Annotated in this window: 23 protein-coding genes; 17 read left to right on the forward strand and 6 right to left on the reverse strand. The window is 57.6% G+C overall.

What is annotated here, in order from left to right:
* The first annotated feature begins 90 nt into the window (after positions 1-90).
* Positions 91-846, forward strand: a complete 756-nt coding sequence (tpiA, locus tag I6L44_RS06785; RefSeq protein ID WP_216953647.1) for a triose-phosphate isomerase — start codon at positions 91-93, stop codon at positions 844-846.
* Between the two features lie 149 nt (positions 847-995).
* Positions 996-1,967 carry a 6-phosphofructokinase gene (pfkA, locus tag I6L44_RS06790; RefSeq protein ID WP_005336840.1) on the forward strand — a complete coding sequence of 324 codons (972 nt, stop codon included), beginning with the start codon at positions 996-998 and terminating at the stop codon, positions 1,965-1,967.
* Between the two features lie 1,623 nt (positions 1,968-3,590).
* On the opposite strand, the gene I6L44_RS06795 is transcribed toward pfkA, so the two are convergent.
* Positions 3,591-4,832, reverse strand: coding sequence for a dicarboxylate/amino acid:cation symporter (locus I6L44_RS06795; protein WP_005360943.1), 1,242 nt, complete (start codon positions 4,830-4,832; stop codon positions 3,591-3,593).
* 270 nt (positions 4,833-5,102) lie between these two features.
* Between I6L44_RS06795 and I6L44_RS06800 the strand changes: the two genes are divergently transcribed.
* From I6L44_RS06800 to I6L44_RS06810, 3 genes are all read left to right on the forward strand, one after another.
* Positions 5,103-5,387, forward strand: coding sequence for a pyrimidine/purine nucleoside phosphorylase (locus I6L44_RS06800; protein WP_005336842.1), 285 nt, complete (start codon positions 5,103-5,105; stop codon positions 5,385-5,387).
* A gap of 153 nt (positions 5,388-5,540) precedes the next feature.
* Entirely contained in the window at positions 5,541-6,926 is a 1,386-nt protein-coding gene (locus I6L44_RS06805) for an L-serine ammonia-lyase (protein WP_216953648.1), read from the forward strand.
* 275 nt (positions 6,927-7,201) lie between these two features.
* Entirely contained in the window at positions 7,202-8,572 is a 1,371-nt protein-coding gene (locus I6L44_RS06810) for an L-serine ammonia-lyase (RefSeq protein WP_005336844.1), read from the forward strand.
* A gap of 856 nt (positions 8,573-9,428) precedes the next feature.
* Here I6L44_RS06810 and I6L44_RS06815 read toward each other — a convergent pair.
* The gene (locus tag I6L44_RS06815; protein WP_005360946.1) at positions 9,429-9,707 is read right to left on the reverse strand and encodes a YcgL domain-containing protein; all 279 of its coding nucleotides are present in this window, start codon (positions 9,705-9,707) and stop codon (positions 9,429-9,431) included.
* A gap of 107 nt (positions 9,708-9,814) precedes the next feature.
* Here I6L44_RS06815 and minC point away from each other — a divergent pair, with 107 nt between their 5' ends.
* From minC to mtgA, 5 genes are all read left to right on the forward strand, one after another.
* Positions 9,815-10,534: a septum site-determining protein MinC gene (gene minC / locus I6L44_RS06820; RefSeq protein WP_058056865.1), complete on the forward strand. Its 720-nt coding sequence runs from the start codon at positions 9,815-9,817 to the stop codon at positions 10,532-10,534.
* A gap of 18 nt (positions 10,535-10,552) precedes the next feature.
* Entirely contained in the window at positions 10,553-11,365 is an 813-nt protein-coding gene (gene minD / locus I6L44_RS06825) for a septum site-determining protein MinD (RefSeq protein ID WP_005336847.1), read from the forward strand.
* Between the two features lie 2 nt (positions 11,366-11,367).
* The gene (gene minE, locus I6L44_RS06830) at positions 11,368-11,637 is read left to right on the forward strand and encodes a cell division topological specificity factor MinE (protein WP_005345779.1); all 270 of its coding nucleotides are present in this window, start codon (positions 11,368-11,370) and stop codon (positions 11,635-11,637) included.
* 196 nt (positions 11,638-11,833) lie between these two features.
* Positions 11,834-12,160, forward strand: a complete 327-nt coding sequence (locus I6L44_RS06835; RefSeq protein ID WP_005352317.1) for an HI1450 family dsDNA-mimic protein — start codon at positions 11,834-11,836, stop codon at positions 12,158-12,160.
* 62 nt (positions 12,161-12,222) lie between these two features.
* Positions 12,223-12,936: a monofunctional biosynthetic peptidoglycan transglycosylase gene (mtgA, locus tag I6L44_RS06840; protein ID WP_123174166.1), complete on the forward strand. Its 714-nt coding sequence runs from the start codon at positions 12,223-12,225 to the stop codon at positions 12,934-12,936.
* 3 nt (positions 12,937-12,939) lie between these two features.
* Here mtgA and I6L44_RS20565 read toward each other — a convergent pair whose 3' ends face one another.
* Positions 12,940-13,068 carry a hypothetical protein gene (locus tag I6L44_RS20565; protein ID WP_019445852.1) on the reverse strand — a complete coding sequence of 43 codons (129 nt, stop codon included), beginning with the start codon at positions 13,066-13,068 and terminating at the stop codon, positions 12,940-12,942.
* A 147-nt stretch (positions 13,069-13,215) separates the two neighbouring features.
* Here I6L44_RS20565 and I6L44_RS06845 point away from each other — a divergent pair, with 147 nt between their 5' ends.
* The gene (locus I6L44_RS06845) at positions 13,216-13,539 is read left to right on the forward strand and encodes an HI1450 family dsDNA-mimic protein (RefSeq protein ID WP_216953649.1); all 324 of its coding nucleotides are present in this window, start codon (positions 13,216-13,218) and stop codon (positions 13,537-13,539) included.
* A 55-nt stretch (positions 13,540-13,594) separates the two neighbouring features.
* On the opposite strand, the gene I6L44_RS06850 is transcribed toward I6L44_RS06845, so the two are convergent.
* Together I6L44_RS06850 and I6L44_RS06855 are read right to left on the reverse strand one after the other, a co-directional pair.
* The gene (locus I6L44_RS06850) at positions 13,595-13,906 is read right to left on the reverse strand and encodes a DUF1289 domain-containing protein (protein ID WP_216953650.1); all 312 of its coding nucleotides are present in this window, start codon (positions 13,904-13,906) and stop codon (positions 13,595-13,597) included.
* Position 13,907: 1 nt separating this feature from the next.
* Positions 13,908-14,786 carry a S1 RNA-binding domain-containing protein gene (locus tag I6L44_RS06855; RefSeq protein ID WP_254204267.1) on the reverse strand — a complete coding sequence of 293 codons (879 nt, stop codon included), beginning with the start codon at positions 14,784-14,786 and terminating at the stop codon, positions 13,908-13,910.
* A gap of 231 nt (positions 14,787-15,017) precedes the next feature.
* Here I6L44_RS06855 and I6L44_RS06860 point away from each other — a divergent pair, with 231 nt between their 5' ends.
* From I6L44_RS06860 to I6L44_RS06875, 4 genes are all read left to right on the forward strand, one after another.
* Positions 15,018-16,232, forward strand: a complete 1,215-nt coding sequence (locus I6L44_RS06860) for a UPF0149 family protein (RefSeq protein ID WP_216953651.1) — start codon at positions 15,018-15,020, stop codon at positions 16,230-16,232.
* A 170-nt stretch (positions 16,233-16,402) separates the two neighbouring features.
* A complete protein-coding gene (locus I6L44_RS06865; protein ID WP_005336856.1) occupies positions 16,403-16,867 on the forward strand; it encodes a MarR family winged helix-turn-helix transcriptional regulator in 465 nt (154 codons plus the stop codon).
* Positions 16,868-16,869: 2 nt separating this feature from the next.
* On the forward strand, positions 16,870-17,058 hold the full coding sequence (locus tag I6L44_RS06870) for a DUF4250 domain-containing protein (RefSeq protein ID WP_019445848.1): 189 nt from the start codon (positions 16,870-16,872) through the stop codon (positions 17,056-17,058).
* 162 nt (positions 17,059-17,220) lie between these two features.
* On the forward strand, positions 17,221-17,400 hold the full coding sequence (locus I6L44_RS06875) for a hypothetical protein (RefSeq protein WP_005345799.1): 180 nt from the start codon (positions 17,221-17,223) through the stop codon (positions 17,398-17,400).
* 184 nt (positions 17,401-17,584) lie between these two features.
* Here I6L44_RS06875 and I6L44_RS06880 read toward each other — a convergent pair whose 3' ends face one another.
* Positions 17,585-18,172, reverse strand: a complete 588-nt coding sequence (locus tag I6L44_RS06880; RefSeq protein WP_005336864.1) for an FMN-dependent NADH-azoreductase — start codon at positions 18,170-18,172, stop codon at positions 17,585-17,587.
* 274 nt (positions 18,173-18,446) lie between these two features.
* Between I6L44_RS06880 and I6L44_RS06885 the strand changes: the two genes are divergently transcribed.
* Both I6L44_RS06885 and purT read left to right on the forward strand, forming a co-directional pair.
* Complete coding sequence (locus tag I6L44_RS06885) at positions 18,447-19,289, forward strand: DMT family transporter (protein ID WP_254204290.1); 843 nt, start codon at positions 18,447-18,449, stop codon at positions 19,287-19,289.
* An 85-nt stretch (positions 19,290-19,374) separates the two neighbouring features.
* Positions 19,375-20,553: a formate-dependent phosphoribosylglycinamide formyltransferase gene (purT, locus tag I6L44_RS06890; RefSeq protein WP_216953653.1), complete on the forward strand. Its 1,179-nt coding sequence runs from the start codon at positions 19,375-19,377 to the stop codon at positions 20,551-20,553.
* The last annotated feature ends 73 nt before the right edge of the window (positions 20,554-20,626 follow it).

The following is a 20,626-nucleotide window of genomic DNA, read 5'->3' on the forward strand; positions in this document are numbered from 1 at the left end:
AAATTACGTCATTTGCCGCCGGGTCAGCTATCTTGGGCTCGGTTCAATTCATATAATGTCGCGCAATCAAATGCCTAGGAGATATACAAGATGAGACAGCACCTGGTAATGGGTAACTGGAAACTGAACGGCACCAAAGCTTCTGTAGAAGCTCTGATCAAAGGACTGACCCCGGCTGCTGCCGCTCATCCTTCTGTGCAAGTCGCCGTCTGCCCGCCGGTTATCTTTTTGGGTCTGGTTGAGCAACTGACCGCTGGCAGCAAGATTGCCTACGGTGCCCAGAACGCTGACGTTCACGAGTCTGGTGCCTTCACCGGCGAAAACGCCCCCTCCATGCTGAAAGCCTTTGGTTGCACCTACTCTCTGGTCGGCCACAGCGAGCGTCGTACCCTGCACGCAGAGACTGACGACGTGGTTGCTGCCAAGTACGAAGCGATCCAGAAAGGCGGCCTGGTGCCGGTTCTGTGCATCGGTGAAACTCTGGAGCAGTTCGAAGCCGGCGTGACCAAGAGCGTGGTTGAGACCCAGCTGAAAGCTGTTATCGACCGTTGCGGCATCGCCTCCTTCAACAACGCCGTTATCGCTTACGAGCCGGTATGGGCCATCGGTACTGGCAAGACTGCCACGCCGGAGATCGCTCAGTCCGTTCACGCTCACATCCGTCAGTACCTGGCCGGTTTTGATGCCACTGTTGCTGCCAAAGTACAGATCCTGTACGGCGGTTCCGTCACTGGCGCCACTGCAGCCGACCTGTTCGGTCAGCCGGACATCGACGGTGGCCTGGTCGGTGGTGCGTCCCTGAAAGTGGACGACTTCTCCCAGATCATCGCTGGCGCTGCCAAGTAATCGCTGATTACGGCAAAGAGAGGGGCTCGTCCCCTCTCTTGTATCGCTTTTCCTATGGTGGCCCCCGCATCCCATATGAAAGCCGATATAGTAAAAGTGGCTTGTCTATTTAAACATTCGTATTTGACAACTCAGATCCAGAGGCACTCATGACCAAACAAATCAAACGTATTGGTGTTTTGACCAGTGGTGGCGACGCACCGGGTATGAACGCAGCCATTCGCGCCGTGGTTCGCGCCGGTTTGCATCATGGCCTGGAAGTTTACGGTATTTATGATGGCTACCTCGGTCTGCACCAGGATCGCATCGTCAAGCTGGAGCGTCACAGCGTCTCCGACGTGGTGAACCGTGGTGGTACTTTCCTCGGCTCCGCCCGTTTCCCTGCCTTCAAAGACCCCGCGGTGCGCGCCGAAGCGATCGAAAACCTGAAAAAGCACGGTATCGATGCGCTGGTCGTCATCGGTGGTGACGGCTCCTACATGGGTGCCAAGAAGCTGACCGAAGAGGGTTTCCCCTGCATCGGCCTGCCGGGCACCATCGACAACGACATCGCCGGTACCGACTTCACCATCGGCTTTGATACTGCCCTGAACGTGGTTGTTGACGCCATAGACCGCCTGCGCGACACCTGCAGCTCCCACCACCGTATCTCCGTGGTCGAGATCATGGGTCGCCACTGTGGCGATCTGGCCATGTCTGCCGCCGTTGCCGGTGGTGCCGAGTATGTGATCGTGCCGGAAGTAGCCTTCGACAAAGAGAAGCTGCTCAAGCAGATCAAGGAAGGCGAAGCCAAGGGCAAGAAGCACGCCATCATCACCATCTGCGAGCACGTTACCGACGTGAACGCGCTGGCCAAGGACATCGAAGCCCTGACCGGTCGTGAAACCCGCGCCACCATCCTCGGCCACATCCAGCGTGGCGGTGCCCCGACTGCTCGTGACCGCATCATGTCCAGCCGTATGGGTGCCTACGCCGTTGAGCAGCTGCTGGCTGGTCACGGTGGTCGCTGCGTCGGCATTCAGCGCAACGAGCTGGTACACCACGACATCATCGACTGCATCGAGAACATGAAGCGTCCGTTCGATCAGGAGCTGTACAACCTCTCCACCACCCTGTTCTAAGCCTCGCGGCTTTTTACCGGCTGTGGATGACAAAAACCCTCCATCGGAGGGTTTTTTTATATCTTGCAAAAACGGGGGCATCGGCACGCTGTGTGACCCTCACCATATGGGTTGCCTGATTCCCCAGCCTTGCGCCATCAGACAGATCACTAGCCTTCCCCTCCTCACACCAACCGGCATCAGCCTACGAACAGAGTTCCGGTATTGTCGTGGTTGTTTTATCACTGCGAACCGGATTGCGTTGACCTGTGCTCTGTCGCCCCTGAAACCAGCTTGTTCAGCCTCCTCGTCATACGCCGCTTTTTATATCTCAATCTTGTAGAGGGGATTCAGATATCTTCCCCAACCATGCTCCGGCGCAGTTCTCGTATTGCACTCACATGACTCACGCAGATGTACCGGCTACGCAAATCGCTGCTCGCCCCCAGTCCAGCCCAGCCCAGCCCAGCCCAGCCCAGCCAGAGAGTACGCCTCTGGCCTATTGCGCACCTCACTCTTGCTGCGGCCATGTCTATTCCGAGGCCAACGGGGAAATTGGCGGTGATAAAACAGCCAGATGCTACTGTGTATCCCCCCGATGCACGGCTCTCCTCCCTATGAACCCAGTGTATTGCTGTAAAAATGCGGAGACTCCGGACTGATAAAGTGATGGTGTGACAAGGGTTGGCAACCAGACTCTCTCCATAGACTTCTTTTGGATGGGCTATCTACGTCAGGAATCGTCAAATCATTGCCTTGCGCACTTTTTATGGCCTTAATGACACTATTACGAGGGTGAAAACTTATAAAACGCCACTTGAGCTCCATACAAAACCCTTCACCAAACCAGCCAACAGCTCACCAACTAATTGAATTTAAATGAAATAACCATAAAAACAGAATCTTGAATGCCTAACCTGCCATAGCAGGTGATAAAATCAGCTCAATATGACAAAAATAGCCATCTCAACCAACCACACACATAAAGCAGCTGTTTTATCAACTTACACCTTGTTTTACCCCCTTGTTATGGTATCTTGACTACATCAACCAACAACTTAGGGAGAGAAAAATGAAAGAGTTTGTCGTTACTGCCGTTTTCACGGTGTTTTTCACCCTGGTTGCTGTCTCTCTGCCCTCACTGTCACAGTTCTGAGCCGGATAGAGAGGCATCAATCCGGACCGACCCTCTTTGCCATGTCTGTTTAATCGCCATCAACTGGCGCTTTTCAGTAATAATGCCGAGATGGTCAACATAGATATGATTTCATCACGTTGACGCTGTTTCTTTCGCCACAAGGGTGTAACCAGGATGGTTTAACCATATGGCCTGATGGAGTAGAACCAGCAGCAAATCATATCCGAGGGGAGCAAGGCTCCCCTTTTTGTTACCCGCCGTTTGACAATCCCCTACCCCGGCATCTATAACAGGCCGGTTGACGCCACACGGCCCATGCCCACAACTGATGCTTTCCCCTCCTGTGCTCTCCATTCAACACAGCTAAATCCGTCAGCAATCTCTTGTGCACACCGTTGCTCTGATACTTGTCCGGCAGATATAAAAAAGCCCCCGCCATCATGGCAGGGGCTCGCGTTACTCAGTGTCAGCTTAGGGCTGTTATATCTCAGTCCAGCTCAAAGCAATTATGCCTTGTTCCAGCGCTCTGGGTCATATTCCGGGCTGAAGCGGTCAACAATGACAGCACAGGCCGCATCGCCGGTGATATTGAGGGAGGTGCGGATCATGTCGAACAGACGATCCAGCGCGAACAGCAGCGGCAACCCTTCGATGGGGATCCCGGCCGCCAGCAGCACGGCAACCACCAGGAAGCTTGGGCCCGGCACACCGGCCTGACCGATCGCGCCCAGAGTGGAGGTCACAATGATGGCCGCCCAGGCACCGACACTCAGATCGATGTTGTAAACCTGCGCGAAGAAGATGGCGACCAGACCGTAATAGATGGCGTTGCCGCTCATGTTGATGGTGGCACCCAGCGGCAACACGAAGGAGGCTGTCGCGTTGGTCACTTTCAGATCATGCTCGCAGGTCTCCATATTGACCGGCAGGGTCGCCATGGAAGAGGCGGTGGAGAAGGCCACGATCTGCGGCTTCTTCATGGCAGAGAGGTACTTCATTACCGGCGTGTTGGAGAACATCATCACCAGCAGCGGATAGACCACAAAGCCGAAGATGAGGATGGCTGCCACATAGACCACGAACAGCTTGAGTACCAGGGTCAGCACGTCGAAGCCATAGGTACCGATGGCTTCCGCCATCAGACCGAACACCCCGAGCGGCGCGATGATCATCACCTTGTTGATCATCCAGACGAAGGCATCCACCAGAGTATTGAGCCCATCGACCAGTGGCTTGGCCCGCTCGCGCGGCTGTTTGGCCAGCGCAATGCCGAGGAACATGCAGAACACCAGGATCTGCAGGATGTTAGCCTCGTTGAGGGAGTTGAAGACGTTGGTGGGGATCATGCCAAGCAGGGTGGCGACGGCATCCGGCAGCGCCCCTTTATCGGCGTAGTCTCCGCCAAACATGGAGGCGACGGAAGCGAAATCGACCCCGACACCCGGCTTGAAGATCTGCCCCATCACCAGTGCCAGCAACACGGCCAACGCTGAGGTCACGAGGAAGAAGGCCAGCGTAGCCGCACCGATCTTGCCTGCCGCCGGGCTGGCGCCCAGATTGGCGGCGCCGGAGAGGATGGCAACCGCCACCAGCGGGATCACCAGCATCTTGATCAGCTGGATAAACAGGGTACCGAGCGGTGCAAACACGGTGGCTTGTTCACCCATGAACGCGCCGACCACTGCGCCCAGTACCATGGCGACCACAACCTGGAAGCCGATGTTTTTAATGAGTCCTTTAGTTAACACAATATGTTCCTTTATGTAGCAAAATTCACACTTTTCCCAGTGCAATTAACCAAACAGGGGAATGAGCGGCTGCCCATTCCCCTGTTTGCGCGTGTTATCTCACATTTAATTGCTGTTTTAAATCAGCAAATCATTAACCTTGGCTATTAATAAGTTTGCGAAAAAGTGAAGATTCAAAGCGGTCTCGGCGATTTTTACCTCATCCCCCATGACAACTGGCAAAAGATTGTGCTAGTTTGGCTGCACAAACGTACACACAGGGATGTAAAGATGCTGAAAGTTAACGAGTATTTCGACGGAAATGTAAAATCCATCGGTTTCGAACAAAAAGGCGAGAAATCAACCGTCGGGGTGATGAACGCCGGTGACTACCTGTTCAACACTGCCGCCCCCGAACGGATGACAGTGATCAAGGGCGCCCTCACCATCCAGCTGGCTGATGAAGATGAGTGGCACACCTACAGCCAGGGTGAATCCTTCCTGGTGGCCGGTCACTCCTCCTTCAAACTGGAAGTGAAAACCCCCACAGCTTATCTGTGCGAATTTCTCGACTGATCAGGCCGGTTGAAGGGGATCAGCCCCTTCAACCTTCTTGGTTCCCCCCAGCCCTATTATCTGTGTCCATGTCACAGCACCGCACATCCCCGCTTTCCATCCACGGCAAAAATCCTAGAATAAACAGACATAAACCATCACCGGATTGATGTCATGATCAGCGTGTTTGACCTGTTTTCCATCGGAATTGGCCCCTCCTCTTCCCATACCGTCGGCCCCATGCGTGCCTCTTATGCCTTCGTCCAGCAGCTCAAGCTGCAAGGGCATCTGCCACAGGTCACGCGGGTCGAAGTGGAGTGTTACGGCTCGCTGGGCCAGACCGGCAAAGGGCACGGCACCGGCAAGGCGATCATTCTGGGGCTGTCGGGCTTTGAACCGGAATCGGTCGATATCGATGCCATCCCCGCCATTCTGGCGCAAGTGGAAAAGGAGCAGAACCTGCAGTTGGCTGGCGAACAGCCAAGCCATTTTCCCCGCACCGGTGCCATCATCTTCAACCGCCGCAAAACCCTGCCGGCCCACACCAATGGCATGACTCTGCGCGCCTTTGATAAAGAGGAAAACCTGCGCTTCAGCCAGACCTACTACTCCATCGGGGGCGGCTTCATCATTGAAGAGAGCCACTTTGCCACCGCCAAAGAAGAGGCCGCCAAGTCCGATGCCGAACATCCAGTCCCCTACCCGTTCGACAGCGGCGCCCAGCTACTGGCCCACTGTCAGGAGAGCGGCCTCTCCATCTCGGGGCTTATCCTCGCCAATGAGCGGGTATTTCGTAGCGATGAGCAGATAAAAGCGGGGCTGCGCAAGATCTGGCAGGCGATGCAGGGTTGCGTCGAGCGAGGCTGCAAGAGCGAAGGGGTGCTGCCGGGCGGCCTCAAGGTTCGGCGCCGCGCCCCGGGGCTGTTCCGCCAGCTCAGCTGCGAGACCAACTTCAACAAGGATCCGCTGATGGTGATGGAGTGGGTCGACTTGTTTGCGCTGGCCGTCAACGAGGAGAACGCCGCCGGTGGCCGGGTGGTGACCGCCCCCACCAATGGCGCCGCGGGCATCATTCCCGCCGTGCTGCACTACTACGATCGCTTCGTCCACAAGGTGGATGACGAGACGCTGATCCGCTACTTCCTCACCGCGGCTGCCATCGGCATCTTATATAAGAAGAACGCCTCCCTCTCCGGCGCCGAAGTGGGTTGTCAGGGAGAAGTGGGAGTCGCCTGTTCCATGGCGGCTGGCGCGCTGACCGAACTGCTGGGTGGCAGCCCGGCCATGGTGGAGAACGCCGCCGAAATAGGCATGGAGCACAATCTCGGCCTCACCTGCGATCCCATCGGCGGACTGGTGCAGGTGCCCTGCATCGAGCGCAACGCCATGGGGGCGGTCAAGGCGATCAATGCCGCCCGCCTCGCCCTGCGCGGCACCGGCGAGCACAAGGTGTCGCTGGACAAGGTGATCAAGACCATGTGGGAGACCGGCAACGACATGAAGACCAAATACAAGGAGACGGCCCGTGGCGGCCTCGCCGTTAACATTACCGAATGTTAAAAAACGGCAAATGACTCCGTTTGGTTCCTAAATGCCCGGCATCGCCGGGTATTTTTATGGGCAAACGCTTAACAAAATGGATAAGCACAAAAATAAATTTTATACTCGCGCCTCAGATTCAACAAAAATAGATCTATTTCAACTTTTTTTAGGTCTGGAGCCGTTACACTACGGTTATCTGGTTCTGTGACCTGCGCTGACAAGCGCGTTCCATGGATCTCCCAAATTTCTGTGAGTGGGCATGCCGCCCCCTTCTACCCTGAGGTAATAGTGACATGATCAGCGTTTTTGATATCTTCAAAATCGGTGTAGGCCCCTCTTCTTCCCACACTGTTGGCCCGATGAAAGCGGCCAAACAGTTTGTTGACGAGCTGCGCGCGGGCGGCAAGATCCGCGATGTAACCCGGATCAATGTCGATGTCTACGGCTCCCTCTCCTGGACTGGCAAAGGCCACCATACCGACACTGCCATCATCATGGGCCTGGCTGGCAACCTGCCGGAAAATGTCGATATCGATGCCATCCCCGAGTTTATCTCCCGTGTTGAGCAGACCGAGCGCCTGCCGATCGGCCTGCACTGCCACACCGTCAGCTTCCCGCGTGACGCCATGGTATTCCACGACGAAGCCCTGCCGCTGCACGAAAACGGCATGAAGCTGACTGCCCTGATCGAAGATGAAGTGGTTTACAGCAAGACCTACTACTCCATCGGTGGTGGCTTCATCGTTGACGAAGAGAACTTCGGCAAGGCTGACAGCGGCGACATGTCCGTACGCTATCCGTTCAAGAGCGCCGCCGAGCTGGTTGCCCATTGCAGCCAGACCGGTCTCTCCATCTCTGCCCTGATGATGGAAAACGAGAAGTGCTTCAACACTCCGGAAGAGATCTACAAGAAGTTCGGCAAAATCTGGAACACCATGCGTGAAGGTATCGAGCGCGGCTGCCGTACCGAAGGCGTTCTCTCCGGCCCGCTGCGCGTACCCCGTCGTGCCGCACCGCTCTACCGTCAGCTCAACACCAACGAGAACCTCTCGAGCGACCCGATGAACATCGTTGACTGGGTCAACATGTTCGCTCTGGCCGTGAGTGAAGAGAACGCTGCCGGTGGCCGCGTTGTCACCGCCCCGACCAACGGCGCTGCCGGTATCATCCCGGCCGTACTGGCCTACTACGACAAGTTCATCCAGCCGGTTGGCCGCGACGAGTACACCCGTTTCTATCTGGCTGCCGGTGCCGTCGGCATCCTCTACAAGATGAACGCCTCCATCTCCGGCGCCGAAGTGGGCTGTCAGGGTGAAGTGGGTGTCTCCTGCTCCATGGCCGCTGCCGGTCTGACCGAGCTGATGGGCGGTAGCCCGGAGCATGTCTGTGAAGCTGCCGAGATCGGCATGGAACACAACCTGGGTCTGACCTGTGATCCGGTTGCCGGTCAGGTACAGGTGCCTTGCATCGAGCGCAACGCCATCGCAGCCATGAAGGCAGTCAACGCCTCCCGTATGGCCCTGCGTCGTACCTCCAAGCCGCGCGTCTCTCTGGACAAGGTGATCGAGACCATGTACATCACCGGCAAGGACATGGACTCCAAGTACCGTGAAACCTCCCGTGGCGGTCTGGCCATCAAGGTGATGCAGGTTGCCTGCGAATAAATAAGGGTTACGACCCTCATCTGAACAAAGGCGGGATATCCCGCCTTTTTTATTGCCCGAATGGAATGCTGGGCACTTATACCGGCATACCGACCATTTCACTGTAGGGCGTCGCGGATATACTCCTGCTACGCCACCGCAATGCGGATTGCCTTGTCTGCATACCTCTCTAATTACATACCTTGATTAACTCTTCTCAATGCATTGAGAGGGACATTACGCCCCTACATGAAACCTGTACCTGCTATCTTGCCCCGGTCACGATTCCACAACTAATCGATATCGAGATGGCCCCTCAGCTCAATCCCCTCCCCTTTGGGCATACCCTTGTTTGGCAAGACGCGGTTACCGCTCACCCTGCGGATTATCACGCCGCCACATTGATTTCCACCTATGTGGCACTTTCGTGATCAGGGCAAACAATCAAGCACACAAACAGGGGGTTAGCTCATCATTTTGGCCACAGCGCATCGCGCAAACTGGTTTTAGCACAGTTATCACCGCCCTCTTTACGCGCCCTTTGATGGACAACTCATCACGCAGTGGAGGCCAAAAAAGCGCCCAAGGAAGAGGTTGAAAATAATCGATGAATGAGCCAATAGCCGTTGAAATGGAGGATATGAGTACGCGCCACTCGCTATTTTTGTGAGCGCCAGCAAAGGTTGAGGATATGGTGTTGGGAGCAGATTGACTTTCTATTTAAACAGCGAAAAGTGAATATCACCAAAGGGGGGAGTTAATTTGGCCAGATCCTGTCACGGGATTATCGCAGGCCACTTCTCTAGGGCCGGAATGCGTCATGCAGAGTCACAAAGAATTAGCCCCGCTGGGCAGAACACACCACGGGGCTGGATATTCAGGATGGTTTTTTCAGGCTAGCCTTGTGCTGCTCCAGCAAATTCTCAGGGGGCGGTGGCACCTGCAGGTAGAACCCCTGGTTGGTCAGCGCGGCCATCACCTTGCCGACATCAGCCAGACCCAAGGGCTTGGCCGGATCCAACTTGGTCATCAGCACCAGCTCGGGACGCCCGAATGCGCTCAGTAGTGGCTCGGGAACGCGGGAAAAATCCTCTCTTTTTTCAACAAAAAGGTAGGTCTCGGCTTTTTTGCGACTTTTATAGACTGCACACAACATGGAAATTGATATAATCCGACGAGTTTATTGCCTCTGATGGGGGCAAACTATAACATCAGGAATTGAATAACAATAACGGATTAGCATCTCTGCCTCGGGGAAGATTCATGGTTGAGCGCGATAACGAATTGAAAGGGACCACCTTCACTATTTCTGTGTTGCATATCAGCGATGGCGAGCCTGAGCGGATACGTCAGTTGTTGGCCGAAAAAGTGGCCCAAGCACCCTACTTTTTTAATTGTGCGCCGCTGGTGATCAATGTTTCCCGACTGGAACATATTCCCGATTTCGAACAGCTCAAGGAGCTGGTGGAGTCCGAAGAGTTTGTGCTGGTCGGCATCACGGGTGCGCGCAGTGAAGAGATGAAGACGGCCGCCAAGGCGGTGGGACTGGCCGTGATGGCCTCGGGCAAGAGTCGCAAGAGCGAACCGGAACCCGAGCCTGCCCCCGCGCCAGCCGCTCCTGTGGTGGTTCCCGAGCCCGAACCCGCCCCCTTGATCCCGAGCAAGGTACATGTGGGACCGGTTCGTTCCGGCCAGCAGATTTACGCCGCCGGCACCTCGCTGGTGGTGCTGGGGTCCGTCAGTCCGGGAGCCGAAGTACTCGCCGACGACAGCATTCATATTTATGGCACCCTGCGTGGCAGAGCCATTGCCGGTGCCCGGGGCAACACCCAGGCCCGGATCTATTGCCAGCAATTACAGGCCGAGCTGCTCTCCATCGCGGGCACATTCCAGCTGAGCGATGCGTTGCCGGCAGGCCTGATCCAGCAACCGGTACACGTCCGGCTGGACAATGAACAACTCCGAATAGACCGTATCAAATAGAGTTACAAGGAAGCGAGAATGGCGCGAATCATAGTCGTTACATCGGGTAAAGGTGGCGTTGGCAAGACCACAACCAGTGCGGCCCTGAGCACCGGCTTAGCCCAGCGTGGTCACAAGACAGTGGTCATTGACTTTGACATCGGTCTGAGAAACCTGGATCTCATCATGGGCTGCGAGCGGCGCGTGGTGTATGACTTCGTCAACGTCATCAATGGGGAAGCAAACCTCAATCAGGCGCTGATCAAGGACAAACGCTCGGAAAATCTGTTTATCCTGCCCGCCTCCCAGACCCGGGACAAAGATGCCCTCACCCGTGAGGGGGTCGAGAAGATCCTGGATCAACTGGCGGAGATGAAGTTCGATTACATCGTCTGCGACTCCCCGGCGGGGATCGAGGCGGGCGCACTGATGGCGCTCTATTTTGCCGATGAAGCGATCGTCACCACCAACCCGGAAGTCTCTTCCGTGCGTGACTCCGACCGCATCCTTGGCATCCTAGCCTCCAAGTCTCGCCGCGCCGAGCGTGGCGAAGACCCCATCAAGGAGCACCTGCTGCTGACCCGCTACTGCCCGACCCGCGTCAACCGCGGCGACATGCTGAGCGTGCAGGATGTGCAGGAGATCCTGGCCATCCCGCTGCTCGGGGTGATCCCGGAGTCCCAGGCGGTGCTGCGCGCCTCCAACTCCGGCGAGCCGGTCATCCTGGACAAGGAGTCCGATGCCGGTCAGGCCTACGAAGATGCGGTGTCCCGCCTGCTGGGCGATGCCAAGGAATTTCGTTTTCTGGAAGAAGAGAAGAAGGGCTTCTTTAGCCGACTGTTCGGGAGTTAAACATGTCATTATTGGATTATTTTCGTTCCAACAAGAAACAGAACACCGCACAACTGGCCAAAGAGCGGTTGCAGATCATCGTTGCTCACGAGCGTTCATCCAGAGGGGGGCCGGATTACCTGCCCCAGCTCAAGCAGGATATCCTCGATGTGATCCGTAAATACGTCAACATTGATCCGGAGAAGATAACCGTTCAACTGGATCAGAAGAGTGATGAGCTGTCAGTGCTGGAGCTCAACATCACCTTCGCCGATGACAACAAGAAGGGATGAGCTGACGCCCTATGCGTGACCCCTTCCCCCAATGAAACCGGATCCCCTGGCAGGATCCGGTTTTTTATTGGCACAAAAACAGGTCACAGCGGCTCGCCTCATCTCGCCAAGGGGTCTGCCGACCGCTAGAATAGCGCCGCCCCGCAGGCAGTGATCTGCGCTGGCACCTTTTTCTCTTTTCTGGAACAGACCGCTTATGTCTATGAATGACGAAATGCACAGCGTCGAGGAACTGCTCGATACCGCCCTCGAACTCTTTATGGAGCTGGCCTCTGACAACCTGCCGGAGCAGGAGATCGCCCGTTTCAATCAGGAGTTCAACGACCGCGGCCTGCTGGCCGAAACCGACCCGGCCGATGACTGGGAAGCGGACGTGGGTTTTGCGGTGAGCGACACCGACTATGCCGAGATCTGGGTTGGCCTTGGCAATGAAGAACAAGAGTATGAGCATCTGTTTGCCCGCATGCTGCTCTCCCGCCGTGTTGACGAGAAGTTCTGCCACATCGAATGGCTGCCCCAATAATTCCGGATCCCGATGATCCCAGCCACTATCAGTGGGAGTCTAGCCCTGACGCCGTGGCCCCCGTGCGCCCATCTGCATCCCTTGGGCGCCGGGTGTTGAGGTGGGCAGGCAAGATCGCGCTGGCCGGGCTGCTCTGCTCGGTCGGCTCGGTCGCCTTGCTGCGCTTTATCGATCCGCCGATGTGGAGCTGGCGTATCGAGCGGGCCCTCTTTCCGCCCGCCAAGATCACCCAGGTGCGCCATCAATGGGTAGATCTGGAGTCCATCTCCAAGGAGCTGCAACTGGCGGTGATCGCCGCCGAGGATCAGCGCTTTGCCGATCACAACGGCTTTGACATGGATGCCATCAACGCGGCCCTCAAGCACAACCAGCACAGCGAACGGGTGCGCGGCGCCAGCACCCTCAGTCAGCAGACCGCCAAGAACCTCTTTATGTGGAGTGATCGCAGCTTCCTGCGCAAGGGGCTGGAGGCCTGGTTTACCCTGCTGATGGAGCTGGGTTGGGACAAGGCCCGTATTCTCGAGGTCTATCTCAATATCGTGGAGTTCGGCCCCGGCATCTATGGCGCCGAAGCCGCTGCCCGCACCTACTTTGGCAAACCGGCCAGCCGCTTGACCCGCTACGAGTCATCCCTGCTGGCTGCTGCCCTGCCCAATCCGTGGCGCTATCGGGTCAAGCCCCCTTCACCCTATGTGCAGAAGCGCTCGGTCTGGATCCGCCGCCAGATGGGACAACTGGGCCAGATCACCCTCAATCGGGTGCATCAGGCCGACTGATCCTCAGGGCTCATCGGGTTTCTCCGGTGGGCCCAGATGGCCGCCCACCGTTTCGCGGTGAAGCGGCAGATAGTGCCACCACCAGGCCTCGCGCCGTCGCTTGATCTGTTGCCGCCGTCCCCGCTGTTTCATCCCCTCACTCCCTGCCAGCTGATCCGTGCCTTAACCATACTCCCCCAAGGGCAACTTGGACAGGCCAGGCGTTCCCGACGCACTGGTCTGGCCGCCACAGCCAATAATTGTTACAGTAGCGAACCTCGATGTATCTGGAGTGATTTCATGGAACAGCGTACCCCGGATCAGCTGGTCGAATGGGCCTATGATCAGTTTCTTGAGCAGGCCGCCGATATGCTGGCCCCCGAACAAATAGTCGACATCACCCTGGAGTTTGAGCAGCGTGGCGCCGTGGAGGCGACCCTGCCCAATGCCGACTGGTCGACCGAGCTGGGTGAGCCGGTCGATATGGAGCGCTGGGTCGAAGTGTGGGTCGGTTTGCTGGATCATCAGGATGAGTTTGAGGTGATCTTCGCCACCTTCCTGCTGCCCCGTCTGCTGACCGAAGATCAAGTGCATGCGCGCTGGCATCGCCAGCAGCAGGCATAAAAAAGGCGCCATCGGCGCCTTTCTTGTTTCTGTGCACTCTTATTGCTGTTCTCTGCTAATCCTGCGCCGCGATGGCCTTGGCCAGACAGCGGCGGCACCAGCAAGCGCTGGCCTCCTGCATCGGCAATACCGGCAACTGGCTGCACCAGCACTGCTCAATGGTCTGACCGGCAGAGACGGCGCAATAGGCCGGTTCGCCACAACCCGGGCAGCGATGAGTACTTTTCGAGCCATCCAGCTCGGCCATCACCGCCAGCTGGGCCTTGCTATCCATCTCCGGCCAGTGGCCGATCTCGGTCAGGGTGCGGCCACAACCAAGGCAAAGCCCATCTTTCGCCTTGCAGAGGCCAACACAGGGACTCGGCATCTTATTCGCTATCCTGCGCCTGCTCGCCTGCTTGTACCTGCTCGGCACCGGCGTCGGTAAGGGTAATGGCGTTATCTTCGATGACGATCTTGCCCTGCTTGTAGAGGCCGCCGATCGCCTTCTTGAAGGTGCCCTTGCTCATGCTGAACAGCTTGTAGATGAGCTCGGGTTCGCTCTTGTCACCCACCGCCAGACTGCCGCCCTGCTTTTTCATCCGGCTCAGAATGCGTTCACCGGCGTCATCAACCCGCGCCAGACCCGGCTTTTGCAGGGTCAGATCGAGCTTGCCATCTTCGCGCACCTGCTTGACCCAGGCGGTTTGCGGCCGACCGGTCATCACCCGGCCAAACACCTCGTTCTTGAACAGCATGCCGGGATACTGACCGTTGACGATCACCTTGATGCCAAGGGGCGAGTGCTCCCCCGGCAGCGCGGTCACTTCGTCACCGACCTTGAAGTTGCTGCCGGCCGGGGTCAGGAAACGCTCGATGCGGCTGGTGCCGACCATGCGCCCTTCGTTATCCAGTTGCAGACGCACCAGATAAACGTGGCCCACCTGCATCGGCTTGTTCTGCTCGCGGCTGGGCACAAACAGATCCTTTTTCATGCCCCAGTCGAGGAAAGCACCAATCTTGTTGGCATTGACCACTTTCAGACCGGCAAATTCGTCCACCATGGCAAATGGCTTCTCGGTGGTGATCACCGGCTCGCAATCGGCATCCAGATAGAGGAAGACCTGCACGCTATCCCCCTCTTTCACCCCTTCCGGCAGTTGACGCTTGGGCAGCAGCAGTTCACCGTACTCATCGGCCGCAAGCCAGGCGCCACGGTCTTCGAGTTCAACAACGGTGAGGGTGTTCATCTTGCCAATCTGTATCATGGTGCTCTCTTTTTTCATTACCCGGATGGGCCAACTGAACATGGCCCCTATGGGCGCGCATGTTACCTCAAGAGCGGTGATCCGGCCTAGTCCCCAAGCCACCACGAGCCGCCCTTTCGCCCCTATCTTATCCGCCAATGGTGATTAAATCGCCAAACAGGCGGCCATTTGCTGCAAATAACCCCACTTTTAGGTAGACTTCGCGGCTGTTCAAATCCAGAGGAACTGTCGATGAACCCATCCACTCGCACCCGCCATCTTAATCAATGGATCCAGAGCCACAGCGATCAGGACATGACCTACCCGGCCCTGCACGGTTTTCTCTGTGCTCGTCTGGTGGGGCCGGAAAGCCCTGACTGGCAACGCCCGCTGGCTGGTCTGCTGGAACAGGATGCCGAGTTGGATGAAAAAAGCGCAGAAGCCCTCAACCACCTGATCGCCGAGCTGGAATCCCAGGCCGACGACGCCCAGCTGGCACTGCCGAGTCAATGCCGCCTGCCCAGCGATAACCCCGAGCAGGTGTTCGAACAGAGCCACCCCCTCGGTCAATGGAGTTATGGCTTCAGCATGGGTTTTGCCACCTGGCCCAAGCCGAAGGATTTGAACGACCCGACCACCCAGTACCGCTTCAGTCTGGCCGCCGAGCTGAGCCTGTTTCGCGACAAGCAGATGGCCCAGATGCTCTATAGCGCTGCCGCCAGCGAACTCCCCTTTGTCGAGTTCTGCAAACGCCAGCGCCAGAATATGAAAACCGCCCTCAACCAGTTGCTCAACCTCGACCAGTATCAGGCAGCCCCCAGCCCTGATGTCGCCCTCAATGGCGAGCAGGCCCAACAGTGGCAGACCTGGTTCGAGCTGGCCGACAGCTGCCGCGATCATCAGGCCCGCCTCGGCTGGTTCGAGAAGATCATCGCCGATGCCACTCCGCTCTTTGATGAAGCCTTCTGGCAGCAAATCGCCGGCCACGGCTGGAGTGCCCCCGAACTGCGCCCCCTGCTGGCCGCCAGAGCCGGCCGCGCCGACTGCCTGTTGCGGCTTGGCAAGCTGGGTGAAGCCAAAGCGGAGTATCTGGATCTGCTGACGATCTGCGTGGCCGATGAGCCGGGTTGCCGCTACAACCTCTCCACTCTCTATGCACTGCAAGGGGATTGGCAGGCGCTGGCCGCCCTGCTGGTGCGCTTTGATGAAGCTTCCAGCTGGTTGCTCTATAACAAGGCGCTGATGGTCTTTGCCACCGAGGGTGCCGAGGCAGCCAAGCCCCATCTGCTGGTCGCCATCGAGGCCAACCCGCACATTCCGGCCTGCCTGCTGGGTCAGCGCAAGCTGCCCAAACAGGAGCCGCAAAGCTGGCAAGCGGGCAGCCGTGACGAGGCCGCGCTCTACGCCATCCACACTCGCGAGGCTTGGCTCAAGCAGAACGCCCTCATCTGGTTGCGTAAAGGCTGAACAGCGTTGGCTTAAAATCCCGTCGGTCAGACCCGGTTTTTCCTTGAGGGCGTGCGCCACCGCACATTTCATCGCAACCGGGTCAGACAAATCAGCTTGAGTTTCGTATCATCAATGTCAAAGTATCAAAAGAAACTGCATCTGATGCAGCCGTCACAGCAGGGTGTAATATGTCAAAAATCATAGCGTTACTCGCTCACTACCCGCCCTATCAGTTGGTACATGCCGCCGAGATGCTACGGGATACCTTCGAACAGTTTTATGAACAGCGCTACCAGCTGACCGTGCCGCAGTGGCGCCTGATGATGGTGCTCGGCCCCAATTACCCCATCAGCCAGAAAGAGCTGGTCGAGGCGAGCGGCATGGACAAGGTGCGCATCTCCCGCGAGATCCGCCGTCTGGTCGAAAAAGGGATCATCTTTACCGAGAGCAGCGAGCAGGACAAACGCATCAGCCTGGTCTCCCTCACCAATGCCGGGCTCGCCCTCTTCCTGCAGCTCAAGAGTGAAGCTGGCAGCTGGCAACACACCCTGACCGACTATCTGCCGAGCGAATCCCGCGAGGCGATCCGCCAGCATCTGCACAGCGTCAGCGCCGCCATTGAGCAGCTGCAATCACTGGATCGGGAGAAATAATCATGGATTTGAAAAAGTTCGCCACCATGGACATCAACATGCTGCTGAGCGTCGTCAATATGCAGCTGCGTGATCGCTATGACGATCTGGATGATCTCTGCAAGGCGCAGGAGATCGATCAGGCGGCACTGGAAGCGCGGCTCGCCAGCGGCGATTTTCACTACCAGCCAGCGCAGAAACAGTTCAGATAAAGAGAGCTAGCGGGATCGGGATCACAGCGCCAGTGATGGCGCTGGCTCTGCGGTAAAAACCTGATATGGTCTGAAGAGCCCCAACAGAGTGATGCACGGATACATCACCCTGTCACAAGAGGGCATTAAAATCATTTCAGGTGAGCAAACCAAGGATGACCCATGATATTGATGACCCGACAGAGCCTGTTGATCACGCTCTGTACCCTGTTGATGATCAGCCTCTTCACGCCCCACTTGCCGCAAAGTACCGAACAGTGGCTGACCACCCTCTTGCTTGGCCTGCTGGTCACGGTGGCATTGCTGCTGGTGCGTGGTTGTCGCCGCTTTATGATGGAGTAGTGACTCCGCCAGAACGTCTATACCGACCGCTTGCCGCGATACTCTCTGTAGCAGCAACGTCTGTCGCAATCATATCGAGCCAAAAAACAAACGCAGCCTGATGGCTGCGTTATTGTTTCTGGCTGGGCAACTCCTTGAAGAGATAACCCCTGACGGGATAGAGAGCCCTTATAGAAGAGAGCCCTTAGATAGCCAGAGCCTCAAGCTGTGCTTTGGCCGCTTCCATCCCCTTGCTCTGGGCATCCGGGCCCATCCCCATCCCTTCGGCGTAGATGAAATCCACCTCTTTGATACCGATGAAACCGAGCACGGTACGCATGTAGGGGGTTACCAGATCGGTGGCGCTGCCGACGTGCATGCCGCCGCGGGGGCTGATCACCAGCGCACGGGTATTTTCAACCATCCCCACCGGACCGGTCTCGGTGTAGCGGAAGGTGACGCCAGCGCGAGCCACCAGATCGATCCAGTTTTTCAGCTGGGTCGGGATGTTGAAGTTGTACATGGGGGCCGCAATCACCACCAGGTCGCTCGCCTTGAGTTCGGCGATCAGCTCGTCAGACTGGGCGATCACCGCCAGTTGACGTTCATTGAGATTGTCACCACCGCGCAGGCCGGAGGCCAGCTCGCCATCCAGCACCGGCAGGTTGAGGGCTGCCAGATCACGCACGGTGACGACATCATCCTGATGGTCAGCCAGGAAGCCGTCGATCAGGGCGTTGGATTGGGAATATTGACCCAGGATGCTGGATTTGAGTACGAGGATATTGGCCATGGTGAAACTCCATTTGGTTGTCGGTTGAACAGCGTTGCTGTCGATGGAGGTCACTCTAAACATTGCGCTTATTTGCTGATAGCGAAAATAGATGCTCAACTTGTTCAAATTTTTTGATGCAAGGCCACTTCCTCGCCAGCCAACCCTGCGGCCGCGCTTCAACCCTTGGCAGAACAAACGATTGCCGTTATGATCCGCCGCACTTTTTTCCAGCGACCCGGATCCCATGATACCCTCGCGCAGGCACTCTCCTTTGGCCGGTGCAATCTGGATGATGGTGGCAGGACTCTGCTTCGCCGCCGTCAACAGCCTGAGCCAGTATGTTAGCTTCAAACTCGGCCTTGCCTCTACCCAGGTCGCCTTCCATCAATACCTGATCGCCCTGATCTGCCTGCTGCCCTGGCTGGTTCGCCATGGCCTGCGCCAATCCCTGATGACCAATCAGTTCCGGTTGCACCTGTTGCGGGTATTGTTGGCGGTGATCGGCATCCAGCTCTGGCTCTGGGCACTGGCGTACCCCGTTCCTATCTGGCAGGGGATCGCCCTGCTGATGACCTCGCCGCTGTTTGCCACCCTGGGCTCCGCGCTGCTGCTCAAGGAGCAGGTGAGCCGCACCCGCATTCTGGCCACCCTGGCGGGCTTTGCCGGCGCCATGCTGATCCTCGCCCCCTGGACTGACGAATTCAACTGGGCCTCCCTGCTGCCGGTGGCGGCGGCGCTGTTCTGGGCAGGTTACTCCCTGATGGTGCGCTATCAGGCGGCCAACGAATCATCCCACACCATAGTGGTGTATCTGCTTATTTTCAGTACCCCGTTCAACGTCATGCTGGCCCTGCCGGAGTGGCAGTGGCCAAGCGAGAGCCAGTGGCTGCTGGTAGCCGCCTCCGGCGTGGTGACGGCACTGGCCCAGATGTCCATCGCTCGCGCCTACAGCGTGGCGGAGGCCTCCTTCGTACAGCCTTTCGATTTTGCCAAGCTGCCGATGAACGTGCTGGCGGGCTGGCTGGTATTTGGCTGGGCGCCCCCAGGCCGTCTGTGGCTTGGCGCCGCCATCATCATTGGCGCCATTACCTTGCTGACCCATCTGGAGCAGCGCGCTCACAAACCCGTTTCCTGAGGTACGCCATGCGTGCCTCTTTTTTTGTCCGCTATTCGTGTAATAGCGATCATCAACAATGACCATCGACATCAGGAGAGATCGTATGTTTGGAACCGCAACCCGCCCCGGCGCCACCCGTGCCCTGCTGCTGGGCTCCGGCGAACTTGGCAAGGAGGTCGCCATCGAGTTGCAACGGTTCGGGATCGAAGTGATCGCCGCCGACCGCTACCCCAATGCCCCCGCCATGCAGGTGGCCCACGCAGCCCACGTGCTGGACATGCTCGATGGCAACGCCCTGCGTGCCCTGGTTGCCGAGGTCAAACCCGACCTCATCATCCCCGAGATTGAAGCGATTGCCACCGATACCCTGGCTGCCCTTGAGCAAGAAGGGGTCAAGGTAGTGCCCAACGCCCGCGCTACCCAGCTCACCATGAACCGGGAGGGGATCCGCCGCCTCGCCGCCGAGACCCTGGGTCTACCCACCTCACCCTACCGCTTTGCCCAAAGCAAAGGGGAGTTTGTCGCCGCCGTCGAGGCTATCGGCCTGCCCTGCGTGGTGAAACCTGTGATGAGTTCGTCCGGCAAGGGACAGAGCGTGCTGCGCGATCTCGCCAAGCTGGATGAGAGCTGGACCTACGCCCAGGAAGGCGGCCGCGCCGGTCGTGGCAAGGTGATCGTCGAGGGCTTCGTTCCCTTCGAGTACGAGATCACCCTGCTCACGGTACGCGCCGTCGATGGCATTCACTTCTGCGAGCCGATCGGCCACCGGCAGGAAGATGGCGACTATCGCGAATCCTGGCAGCCGCAGATGATGAGCGAACTGGCGCTGGCCCGATCCAAAGAGGTAGCGGCCAAGGTGGTTGAGGCCCTCGGTGGTTACGGCCTGTTCGGGGTCGAACTCTTCATCAAGGGGGATGAAGTGTGGTTTAGTGAAGTCTCGCCTCGCCCCCACGATACCGGCATGGTGACCCTGATCTCTCAGGATCTCTCCGAGTTCGCCCTGCACGTGCGCGCCATTCTGGGGCTGCCGGTCGGCACCATCACCCAGTACGGGCCGAGCGCCTCTGCCGTGGTGCTGCGCGAAGGGCACAGCCAGAATATCCGCTATCAGGGGATTGGTGAGGCATTGGCACTGGTGCCGGGCGCCCAGCTGCGGCTATTTGGCAAGCCGGAGATCGCCGGTCGCCGCCGTCTTGGCGTGGCGCTGGCCCGCGCAGCGGATTGCCAGGATGCGGTAGAGAAAGCCAAAGCCGTGGCCGCCAAGGTCGAAGTGCTGTTCTAAGGACTTTTTGCCATAGCAAAACAAACGTTTGCCGATGTGATCGGGCGCAAGGGGCATGGCAATGCCCCTTTTG

The organism is Aeromonas sp. FDAARGOS 1414 (assembly GCF_019047065.1).
Classification (GTDB): Bacteria; Pseudomonadota; Gammaproteobacteria; order Enterobacterales; family Aeromonadaceae; genus Aeromonas; species Aeromonas veronii_A.

Excerpts from the sequence above, each read along its gene's own strand:
- tpiA (WP_216953647.1), top strand. The coding sequence starts at position 91 with ATGAGACAGCACCTGGTAATGGGTAACTGGAAACTGAACGGCACCAAA.
- pfkA (WP_005336840.1), top strand. The coding sequence starts at position 996 with ATGACCAAACAAATCAAACGTATTGGTGTTTTGACCAGTGGTGGCGAC.
- I6L44_RS06800 (WP_005336842.1), top strand. The coding sequence starts at position 5,103 with ATGCTGAAAGTTAACGAGTATTTCGACGGAAATGTAAAATCCATCGGT.
- I6L44_RS06805 (WP_216953648.1), top strand. The coding sequence starts at position 5,541 with ATGATCAGCGTGTTTGACCTGTTTTCCATCGGAATTGGCCCCTCCTCT.
- I6L44_RS06810 (WP_005336844.1), top strand. The coding sequence starts at position 7,202 with ATGATCAGCGTTTTTGATATCTTCAAAATCGGTGTAGGCCCCTCTTCT.
- I6L44_RS06815 (WP_005360946.1), bottom strand. The coding sequence starts at position 9,707 with ATGTTGTGTGCAGTCTATAAAAGTCGCAAAAAAGCCGAGACCTACCTT.
- minC (WP_058056865.1), top strand. The coding sequence starts at position 9,815 with ATGGTTGAGCGCGATAACGAATTGAAAGGGACCACCTTCACTATTTCT.
- minD (WP_005336847.1), top strand. The coding sequence starts at position 10,553 with ATGGCGCGAATCATAGTCGTTACATCGGGTAAAGGTGGCGTTGGCAAG.
- minE (WP_005345779.1), top strand. The coding sequence starts at position 11,368 with ATGTCATTATTGGATTATTTTCGTTCCAACAAGAAACAGAACACCGCA.
- I6L44_RS06835 (WP_005352317.1), top strand. The coding sequence starts at position 11,834 with ATGTCTATGAATGACGAAATGCACAGCGTCGAGGAACTGCTCGATACC.
- I6L44_RS20565 (WP_019445852.1), bottom strand. The coding sequence starts at position 13,068 with ATGAAACAGCGGGGACGGCGGCAACAGATCAAGCGACGGCGCGAGGCC.
- I6L44_RS06845 (WP_216953649.1), top strand. The coding sequence starts at position 13,216 with ATGGAACAGCGTACCCCGGATCAGCTGGTCGAATGGGCCTATGATCAG.
- I6L44_RS06850 (WP_216953650.1), bottom strand. The coding sequence starts at position 13,906 with ATGCCGAGTCCCTGTGTTGGCCTCTGCAAGGCGAAAGATGGGCTTTGC.
- I6L44_RS06855 (WP_254204267.1), bottom strand. The coding sequence starts at position 14,786 with ATGATACAGATTGGCAAGATGAACACCCTCACCGTTGTTGAACTCGAA.
- I6L44_RS06860 (WP_216953651.1), top strand. The coding sequence starts at position 15,018 with ATGAACCCATCCACTCGCACCCGCCATCTTAATCAATGGATCCAGAGC.
- I6L44_RS06865 (WP_005336856.1), top strand. The coding sequence starts at position 16,403 with ATGTCAAAAATCATAGCGTTACTCGCTCACTACCCGCCCTATCAGTTG.
- I6L44_RS06870 (WP_019445848.1), top strand. The coding sequence starts at position 16,870 with ATGGATTTGAAAAAGTTCGCCACCATGGACATCAACATGCTGCTGAGC.
- I6L44_RS06875 (WP_005345799.1), top strand. The coding sequence starts at position 17,221 with ATGATATTGATGACCCGACAGAGCCTGTTGATCACGCTCTGTACCCTG.
- I6L44_RS06880 (WP_005336864.1), bottom strand. The coding sequence starts at position 18,172 with ATGGCCAATATCCTCGTACTCAAATCCAGCATCCTGGGTCAATATTCC.
- I6L44_RS06885 (WP_254204290.1), top strand. The coding sequence starts at position 18,447 with ATGGTGGCAGGACTCTGCTTCGCCGCCGTCAACAGCCTGAGCCAGTAT.
- purT (WP_216953653.1), top strand. The coding sequence starts at position 19,375 with ATGTTTGGAACCGCAACCCGCCCCGGCGCCACCCGTGCCCTGCTGCTG.